We start from the raw sequence: 7,400 nt of genomic DNA, 5'->3' as shown, positions 1-7,400 counted from the left end.
GCGGTGGCCGCACCCCGAACCGTCGCGGCCGCCGCCGCGAACCCGGGGGCGGCCGTGGGGGCCTCCACCGCGGACGCCGGTACGGAGGTCCGTACCGGGGCGAGCGCCGCCTCCGGTGCCTCCGTCACCACGGTCGCCTCCGGTGCCTCCACCGCCGAGGCCGCGAACCTCGCCAAGGAGGAGAAGAAGAAGTCGGGCTTCTTCGCCAAGCTGGGCAAGTTCCTGCTGGTCGTGGTGATCCTGATCATCCTGTTCGTGGTGCTGCTGATCGTCGGGATCGTCTACGCGGCCAAGCGGATCTTCAGCCGCCGCAAGTAGCCGCGAGTAGCCGCGAGGCGTCGGGAGCCTCTCGCCGCCGCCGGGAGCCACCCGCCGTGGTCGGGAGCCACCCGTCGTAGACGGGAACCACCCGCCGCCGCGACCCGGGCGTCGCCACCGCCTCCGGGCGGTGGGCCGGAACGACCGCCCGGGCAGGCCACTCGACGGCGATTGGCCATGGCCCGGGCGCCGGGACCGCCCGAGGATGAACGCCATGAGCGACCACCACTCCCACGAGGCCCCCGACGAGCTGCGCCCCGAGAGCCGGGTCGTCCACCCGCCGCTCACCGAGGTCACCGGCAGCCGTCCGCTGGGCGTCCCGCTGCACCAGAGCCACCTGTTCGCCTTCGACACCGGCGACGCGCTCGCCGGAGCCCACGGGGGACCGGACGGCGCCTTCTTCTACAACCGCTTCGGCAACCCCACCGTCCGCTCGTTGGAGCAGGCCGTCGCCGGACTCGAGGGCGGCGCCGGCGCCCTCGCCACCGCCTCCGGCATGGGGGCGATCAACACCGCGCTGCTCGCCCTGCTGCGCGCCGGCGACCACGTGATCGCCCAGCGCAGCCTGTACGGCGGCACCGTCGGCGCGCTGACCGACCTCACCGAGCGCTGGGGCGTCGAGGTCGGCTACGTGAACGGCGACGACCCGGCCGGAGTGGCGGCCGCGCTGCGCCCCAACACCCGGGTGCTGTTCCTGGAGACCGTCTCCAACCCCACCACCCGGGTCACCGACCTGCCCGGGCTGATCGCCGTCGCCAAGCGGGCCGGGGTGGTGAGCGTGGTGGACAACACCTTCGCGACCCCGCTGCTGTGCCGCCCGATCGAGCACGGCGCGGACATCGTGATCCACTCCGTGACCAAGTACCTCGGCGGACACTCGGACGTCCTCGGCGGGATCGCCGTCTTCGCCGACCCGGCGCTGCACCACCGGGTCTGGCGGCGCTCGCTCGAACTCGGCGCCGCCGCCGACCCGTTCGCCGCCTGGCTGACCCTGCGGGGGATGCAGACCCTCGCCCTGCGGGTCCGCCGCCAGTGCGAGACCGCGCTCGACCTGGCCGGCCGGCTCGCCGCCCACCCCGCGGTCACCGCCGTCCACTACCCGGGCCTGCCCACCCACCCCGACCACGACCTCGCCCGCCGCCTGCTGCCCGACGGCCACGGCGGAGTCCTGGCCTTCGAGCTGGCCGGCGGCCGGGAAGCGGCCGCGACGTTCACCGAGTCCGTCCGGCTCGCCTCGCTGGCCCCGTCGCTGGGCGACGTGCACACCCTGGTGCTGCACCCCGCCAGCACCTCCCACCGGCAGCTGTCGGACGAGGAGTTGGCGGCGGCGGGCATCGGGCCGGGGACGGTGCGGCTGTCGGTGGGCATCGAGCACCCCGAGGACATCTGGGCGGACGTCCGGCGGGCGCTGGCGAAGGTGTGAGCGGAGGTGCGGGGGCGGGGGGAGGCGCGGGCGGAGTGTAGGGGAGGTGCGGGCCGAGGGGCTGTCAGGGCCGGGCGGCTGTCGCGGTGAGGACCGGCGCGCGGCGGCCCGTCAGCGCTGCCGGGGGCGCGCCACCAGCAGGGCGATGTCGTCCTCGGCGGCGGCCGGGGGCGGGGCGAGGGAGTGGAGGACGGCGTCGAGCAACTCGTCGAGGTTCCCGGTGGCGGGCAGGCGCAGGGCCGCGAGCCGCTCCAGCGAGGCGTCGATGTCCTCGTCCCGGCGCTCGACCAGGCCGTCGGTGTAGAGCAGCAGGGTCTGGCCCGGCAGGAGCGGGTGGGCGGTCTGCTCGTAGCCGCCGAGGCCGGTGCCGAGCGGCGGCCCGGTGGGGACGCGCAGCAGCTCGGTCGGACGGCCGGGGGCGATCAGGGCGGGCGGCAGGTGGCCCGCGCTGGAGAGCGTCCAGCGGCCCCGGCCCGGGTCGGCGAGGGCCAGCAGGCAGGTCGCCGGGCGGGCGGAGTCGTCGGCGGAGATGACGTTGTCGAGCTGGCGCAGGATCCGGTGCGGGGGCAGGTCCATCCCGGCGAGGTCGCGCAGCGCGGAGCGGTAGTGGCTCATGTCGACGGCGGCCTCGACGCCGTGCCCCATGACGTCGCCCATCGCCAGCAGGGTGCGCCCGAACGGCAGGCGGACCGTCTCGAACCAGTCGCCGCCGACCACCGAGGAGCTCCCGGACGGAAGGTACCGGGAGGCGAGGGAGAGGTTCTGGTGGGGGTTGCCGGGCTCGCTCAGCAGCGCCCGCTGGAGCTCCAGGGCGATGCCCTGGGACCGGGCGAAGCTGCGGGCGTTGTCGAGGGCGGTGGCGGCGCGGGCGGCCAGATCGCCGAGCAGGGCGGCCTCGTCGGGGGTGAAGGCCGGGCCGGCGGCGGTGCGGCCGAGGGTGAGCAGCCCGATCAGGCGGCCCCGGGCGGCCAGCGGGAGGACCAGCAGTGAGGCGGTCCCGGCCGGGCAGGAGTCCTCGGACCCGGGCTCGGTGAGCACGGCGACGCCGCCCGCCAGGCTGCGCGCGGCGGCCGAGCCCTCCCGGTGGCGGATCGATTCGCCGGGCCGGGGCAGCTCGGCGAGGGCGTCGGCCAGCGCGGGTACGGCCCGGGCACCGACGCGGTGCAGCCGCTGGGACGCGCCGTGGCCGACCCGGGCCGGCTCGACCGCGGGCGGCAGCACGTCCACGGTGGCGAGATCGGCGAGCCGGGGGACGGCGAAGGCGGCGAGCTCGGTGCCGGTGGTGCCGACGTCGAGGGTGGTGCCGATCCGTTCGGTGGCCGCGTCCAGCAGGGCGAGCCGGGCCCGGGCCCGCTCCAGCTCGCGCAGCTGCTCGCGGGCCGGGTCGGGGTCGTCCAGCACGACGACGATCACGCCGGTGGTCCGCCCGGCGTGCCGCAGGGCCCGGTAGCGCACCCGCAGGCCGGGCGGTACGGGGGCGCCCGCGCCGTCCGGCCCGCCGGTGGCGTGCTCGCGGGCGAGCCCGTCGGCGAGGACCCGGCGCAGGATGCCGAGGGCCCCGGCGAAGGCGGTGGCCCCGGCGGCGCGGCCGAGCAGGTCGGCGCGGCGCAGCCCGGTGGCGGTGGTGAAGGCCGCGTTCAGGTACTGCCAGCGCAGCCGCTCGTCGAGCAGCGCGACGCCGACCGGGGCGGCGGCGAGGACCTCGCGGAGCCGCTCCGGATCGTCGCCCGGGCCCTCGCCGCCGGCGCTGCCACCGCCGGCGCTGTCACCACTGGTGAAGGCGCCGAGCCGTGCGGCGAGGGCGGCCGCGGTCGCCGCCAGGGACCGGGAGTCCGGTGACGCGGGCCGCGGCCCCTCTGCTCGGTTGCCGTGCCGGAAGTGCATACGCCCATGATCACGCGCCCGGGCGCGGCACGCCCACAAGTGGGTGAAACGTTGACCGGTCGGAGACGGTGCTGTAACGGGGTCCGGCTGGCTCCGCGCGGAGCCGGCGGCGAGGCCGTGGGGGAGTGGGGAGGTGGTGGGGAGGCGTGGGTGGGACCGGGGGATACGGCAGGCGAACACCGGATGATCACCGGTCATACTTGGGCGGCGGCGCCCGCCCCGGACGCCGCGGCCCGGGCCGGGCCCACCCGGCCGTACCGGCCCGGACGTACCGACTCGGCCGCACCGGCCCGGACGTACGACCCGGCCGTACCGACCCGCGCCCGAAGACCCAGACCGGAGGAACCCGATGAGCCCCCACCAGCCGACCAGTCGCCCGGCGGCCGGGGCCCCCGGGGTGCCGTGGAACCGGCAGCGGCTGCGCAGCAACAACGAGTGGCTGCTGCTGGAGCTGCTGCGCACCGGCGGCGGCTCCACGCGCGCCCAGCTGGCCCGGGACACCGGTCTGTCCAAGCCGACCGTCTCGGCCGCGCTGGCCGAGCTGGAGCGGGCCGGACTGGTCCGGGAGGCCGGGCGGCTGGCCCCCGAGCGCGGCCGCACCGCCGTGCTGTACGAGGTCGACCCGACGGCCGGGCACGTGCTCGGCGTGGACATCGGCCGGGCCCGGCTGCGGGTGGCGGTGGCGGACCTGGCCGGGACGGTGGTCGCCCGCCGGGACGTGGCCAACCGGGGCCGCTCGGCGAACGCCGTCGCCGACGCCGTGGTCGCCGCCGCGCACGAGGCGATCGCCGAGGCGGACCTGGCGGCCGGGGACATCGTGCACGCCGTGATCGGCACCCCGGGGGTGTGGGACGAGCAGCGGCGCGGGGTGCGCTACGCCAACAGCCTGCCGGGCTGGGACAGGCCGGGACTGTTCGACCGGATAGGCGAGGGCCTGGGGACGGCCGTCTCGGTGGCCAACGACGCCAACCTGGCGGCGCTCGGCGAGTACACCCTGGGCGCCGGGCGGGGCAGCCGGATGTTCGCCTACCTGCTGGTCGGCACCGGGCTCGGGCTGGGCGTGGTGAAGGACGGCGAGCTGCTGCTCGGCGCACATGGCGGGCTGGGCGAGATCGGCCTGGTGCCGCTGTCCGGGAGGCTCGGCGAGCCGCCCGCGACCATCGAGCAGGACGCCGCCGCGGACGCCGTGGTGCGCGCCGCCCGGGACTTCGGGTTGGACGGGGAGTCCGCGGCGCGGCAGCTGACGGCGAAGCAGGTCTTCGAGCGGGCCCGGGCCGGGGAGCCCGCGGCGGTCCGGGCGGTGGAGCGGGAGGCCGAGCGGCTCGCCTACGCGGTGGCCGTGCTCTCGGCCGTCCTGGACCCGGACCTGGTGGTGCTGGGCGGCGGGATCGGCAGCAGCGCGGACCTGCTCCTGGAGCCGCTGGAGCAGGCCCTGCACGGGCTCGCCCCGATGCGGCCGACGCTCGCGCCGAGCCTCCTGGGGGAGGAGGCGGTGCTCCTCGGCGCGGTCGCCACGGCGTTGGAGACCGCCCGCCCTGCGGTGTTCGAGCGCCGGACGGCGGGGCTGCGGTGATTGCGGGGCCGCGCTGACGGCCGGTCTGGTCGGACGGTCGACGGGGCGGGAGCGGTCGGCGGGCGGCCGGTGGGCGGCCGGTCGGCGGACGCGATTCGGGCGGGGTTCGGGCGGGGTGGCGACGGTCGGTGACCGGAAGGTCTCGATCTGCCAACGAGTGGGGATTCGGTGGACAGTACGTGTGCGATTCCTGCTTCAATCGCACGACTCATCCAAACGGAACGGAGCGTTCTCCTCCCATGCCTTCACGGATACCCGGTCGCCGTCGGGCCGGCCTGGCCGGATTCGCCGGACTCGTGCTCACCGTCGGCCTGGCGCTGACGGGTTGCGACCCGTCGGCGGCCGACGGCGGTGCCACGGCCTCGGCCACGCCGACCGCCGCCGCCACCACCCCCGCGGCGACCACCCCGCCGGCGACGCCCGCCGCGGCGGTCCCGCCGGCGGCCCCGGCCAGCACCCCGCCGGCCCAGCCGGCGCCCGCAGCACCGGTGGCCGCGCCCCCGCCCGCGGCCCCTCCGGGCCAGCCCAGCGCCCCCGCGCAGCCGCCCGCCACCAAGGCGCCGCAGCCGAAGGTGACCACGGCCCAGCCGCCGAACGACCCGGAGCCCCCCGCGGCGGCGGCCGGTGCCGGCGCCGGATGCGAGATCCGCTCGAACGCGGGCAACTGCTACGAGGCGGGCCAGTTCTGCCGCAACGCGGACCTGGGCAAGAGCACTCACGAGGCCGGCGGCCGGGTGATCTACTGCCGGATGGTCAGCGGGAAGCCGCACTGGCAGGCCTGAGGCCTCCCGGCGCCGGGGCGGACCGGACGGGTTCGCCCTCAGGCGTCGATGACGCCCAGGGTGTCCCAGAACAGGTGCTCGTAGGCCTGGAGCAGCAGCCCGTACTCGTGTGCGGTGGCCAGGGTCGGCTCGTCCAGCCGGTCCGGGCCCAGGGCGTCGGCGGCCTGCTGCTCCAGCTCGGGCGCGGGCTGGGCGAAGAAGTCGAAGAACGCGCAGGACTCGTCGGAGAAGCCGTACTGGCGGCGCAGCGCCTGCGCGATCGTGGCGCAGTAGCCGCCCCAGGCGGCGAAGTTGGCGACGAGCGCGGCGGCCGCGGCGGCGGGCTCGCCGTTCAGGGCGAGCCAGGCGAGGTAGTGCGGGTAGGCCTGGCACCCGGGCAGCGGCGGGTGGGCCTCCAGCGCGCCGTGGTCGAGTCCGACGGCGGCACCGAGCGCGGGCAGGGTGCGCAGCGCGGCGCTCTCGCCCTCGGCCAGGGTGGCGAACCAGGCGCTGACCGGCCGGTCCGCGGTGCGGCCGGCGAGCAGCAGCAGGCTGCGGCGGTCGGAGCGGATGATCCGGTGCTGCTGGACGGCGAGTTCGGCCAGCGCCGAGCGCGGCGCGGTGCCGTCGCCGAGCGCGGTGACCAGCGCGGGAGCGGTGTCGCCGGGTGCCAATGCGGCCCGCAGGTGCTGGATCTGGTCGAGGATCGGGTGGTTCACCGGTGCCTCCGGGGTGCGGTTCGGTCCGGTGCCATTCCTACCGCCTGGCGGTGCCGGTGCGGCGACGACAGGCCGGGGCCCGAGGCGGGGACCGGCTCCCGGCCGGGGCGGCGCCGGGCCGGGAGCTGGTGGAGCGGGGAGACGGGCGGTGCCCCCGTGCGTCAGGAGTCGGCGCAGGCCTTCCCGATCTCGCCGGCAGCGTCGGTGATCGGCTTGAAGTCGGGCTGCTTGCCCTTGGAGACCCGGTCGATGGCGTCGTTGACGGCCTTGGAGAGCCGGTCGGCGGCCGCGTCGATCTTGTCCCCGTTGCCCTCGCGGATCTTCTTGGTGTCGTCGGCGACCTTCCGCAAGGCCTCGACGGTGTGGTTGCGGCGGCTCTCGTCGGTGATCTGCCCGACGTTGATCGCCGAATCCGCGAGGTCCTGGACGTCGCCGGTGAGGCTGATCGCCCGCTTTCCACAGTCCAGGGCCTGGTCGGCGTCGCACGCGGTGAACAACGGGGCCGCGAGCAGCAGTGCGAGCGTGGTGGCGGCCAGACGGTACGGCTTCCTTGTCATGTCTCTATCCCTCCCGCCCCTATCAACGCCGGTCCGTCGTGCGGAGGTTCCGGAAGACTGCGTGAACCGTTGGGAAAGTCTTTGCTTCCAGCGGAATGTGATGTTCCGTCAGTTTTGTGCGGGAAGGATCCGGGCGTTCACCCCGCGGTGCCGTCCGCGGGGTGA

The 7,400-nt window shown here is 76.4% G+C and carries 6 protein-coding genes and 1 pseudogene; 4 read left to right on the top strand and 3 right to left on the bottom strand.

Annotated elements, in window-relative coordinates; all coding sequences use genetic code 11:
- Positions 1-318, top strand: a pseudogene (locus tag ACFU7Z_RS32740) (hypothetical protein); the annotation flags it as partial.
- 214 nt (positions 319-532) lie between these two features.
- The gene (locus ACFU7Z_RS32735) at positions 533-1,741 is read left to right on the top strand and encodes a trans-sulfuration enzyme family protein (RefSeq protein ID WP_380781511.1); all 1,209 of its coding nucleotides are present in this window, start codon (positions 533-535) and stop codon (positions 1,739-1,741) included.
- Positions 1,742-1,852: 111 nt separating this feature from the next.
- Here the strand turns inward: ACFU7Z_RS32735 and ACFU7Z_RS32730 are convergent, their stop codons facing one another.
- Positions 1,853-3,625, bottom strand: a complete 1,773-nt coding sequence (locus tag ACFU7Z_RS32730) for a SpoIIE family protein phosphatase (protein WP_380781509.1) — start codon at positions 3,623-3,625, stop codon at positions 1,853-1,855.
- Positions 3,626-3,974: 349 nt separating this feature from the next.
- Between ACFU7Z_RS32730 and ACFU7Z_RS32725 the strand changes: the two genes are divergently transcribed.
- Both ACFU7Z_RS32725 and ACFU7Z_RS32720 read left to right on the top strand, forming a co-directional pair.
- The gene (locus ACFU7Z_RS32725) at positions 3,975-5,198 is read left to right on the top strand and encodes an ROK family protein (RefSeq protein WP_380781506.1); all 1,224 of its coding nucleotides are present in this window, start codon (positions 3,975-3,977) and stop codon (positions 5,196-5,198) included.
- A gap of 239 nt (positions 5,199-5,437) precedes the next feature.
- Entirely contained in the window at positions 5,438-5,980 is a 543-nt protein-coding gene (locus ACFU7Z_RS32720; protein ID WP_380781504.1) for a hypothetical protein, read from the top strand.
- Between the two features lie 38 nt (positions 5,981-6,018).
- Here the strand turns inward: ACFU7Z_RS32720 and ACFU7Z_RS32715 are convergent, their stop codons facing one another.
- Both ACFU7Z_RS32715 and ACFU7Z_RS32710 read right to left on the bottom strand, forming a co-directional pair.
- A complete protein-coding gene (locus ACFU7Z_RS32715) occupies positions 6,019-6,678 on the bottom strand; it encodes a transcriptional regulator (protein WP_380781502.1) in 660 nt (219 codons plus the stop codon).
- A 161-nt stretch (positions 6,679-6,839) separates the two neighbouring features.
- Positions 6,840-7,235, bottom strand: coding sequence for a hypothetical protein (locus ACFU7Z_RS32710; RefSeq protein ID WP_049658815.1), 396 nt, complete (start codon positions 7,233-7,235; stop codon positions 6,840-6,842).
- Positions 7,236-7,400: the final 165 nt, after the last annotated feature.

The sequence above is a fragment of the Kitasatospora sp. NPDC057518 genome, assembly GCF_042802075.1.
Classification (GTDB): domain Bacteria; phylum Actinomycetota; class Actinomycetes; order Streptomycetales; family Streptomycetaceae; genus Kitasatospora.
Note: the sequence above shows the minus strand (reverse complement) of the source record. Positions and strands in the feature narration are given on the sequence as shown.

Coding starts and splice junctions, on each gene's coding strand:
- ACFU7Z_RS32725 (WP_380781506.1), top strand. CDS start 3,975: ATGAGCCCCCACCAGCCGACCAGTCGCCCGGCGGCCGGGGCCCCCGGG.
- ACFU7Z_RS32720 (WP_380781504.1), top strand. CDS start 5,438: ATGCCTTCACGGATACCCGGTCGCCGTCGGGCCGGCCTGGCCGGATTC.
- ACFU7Z_RS32710 (WP_049658815.1), bottom strand. CDS start 7,235: ATGACAAGGAAGCCGTACCGTCTGGCCGCCACCACGCTCGCACTGCTG.
- ACFU7Z_RS32730 (WP_380781509.1), bottom strand. CDS start 3,625: ATGCACTTCCGGCACGGCAACCGAGCAGAGGGGCCGCGGCCCGCGTCA.
- ACFU7Z_RS32735 (WP_380781511.1), top strand. CDS start 533: ATGAGCGACCACCACTCCCACGAGGCCCCCGACGAGCTGCGCCCCGAG.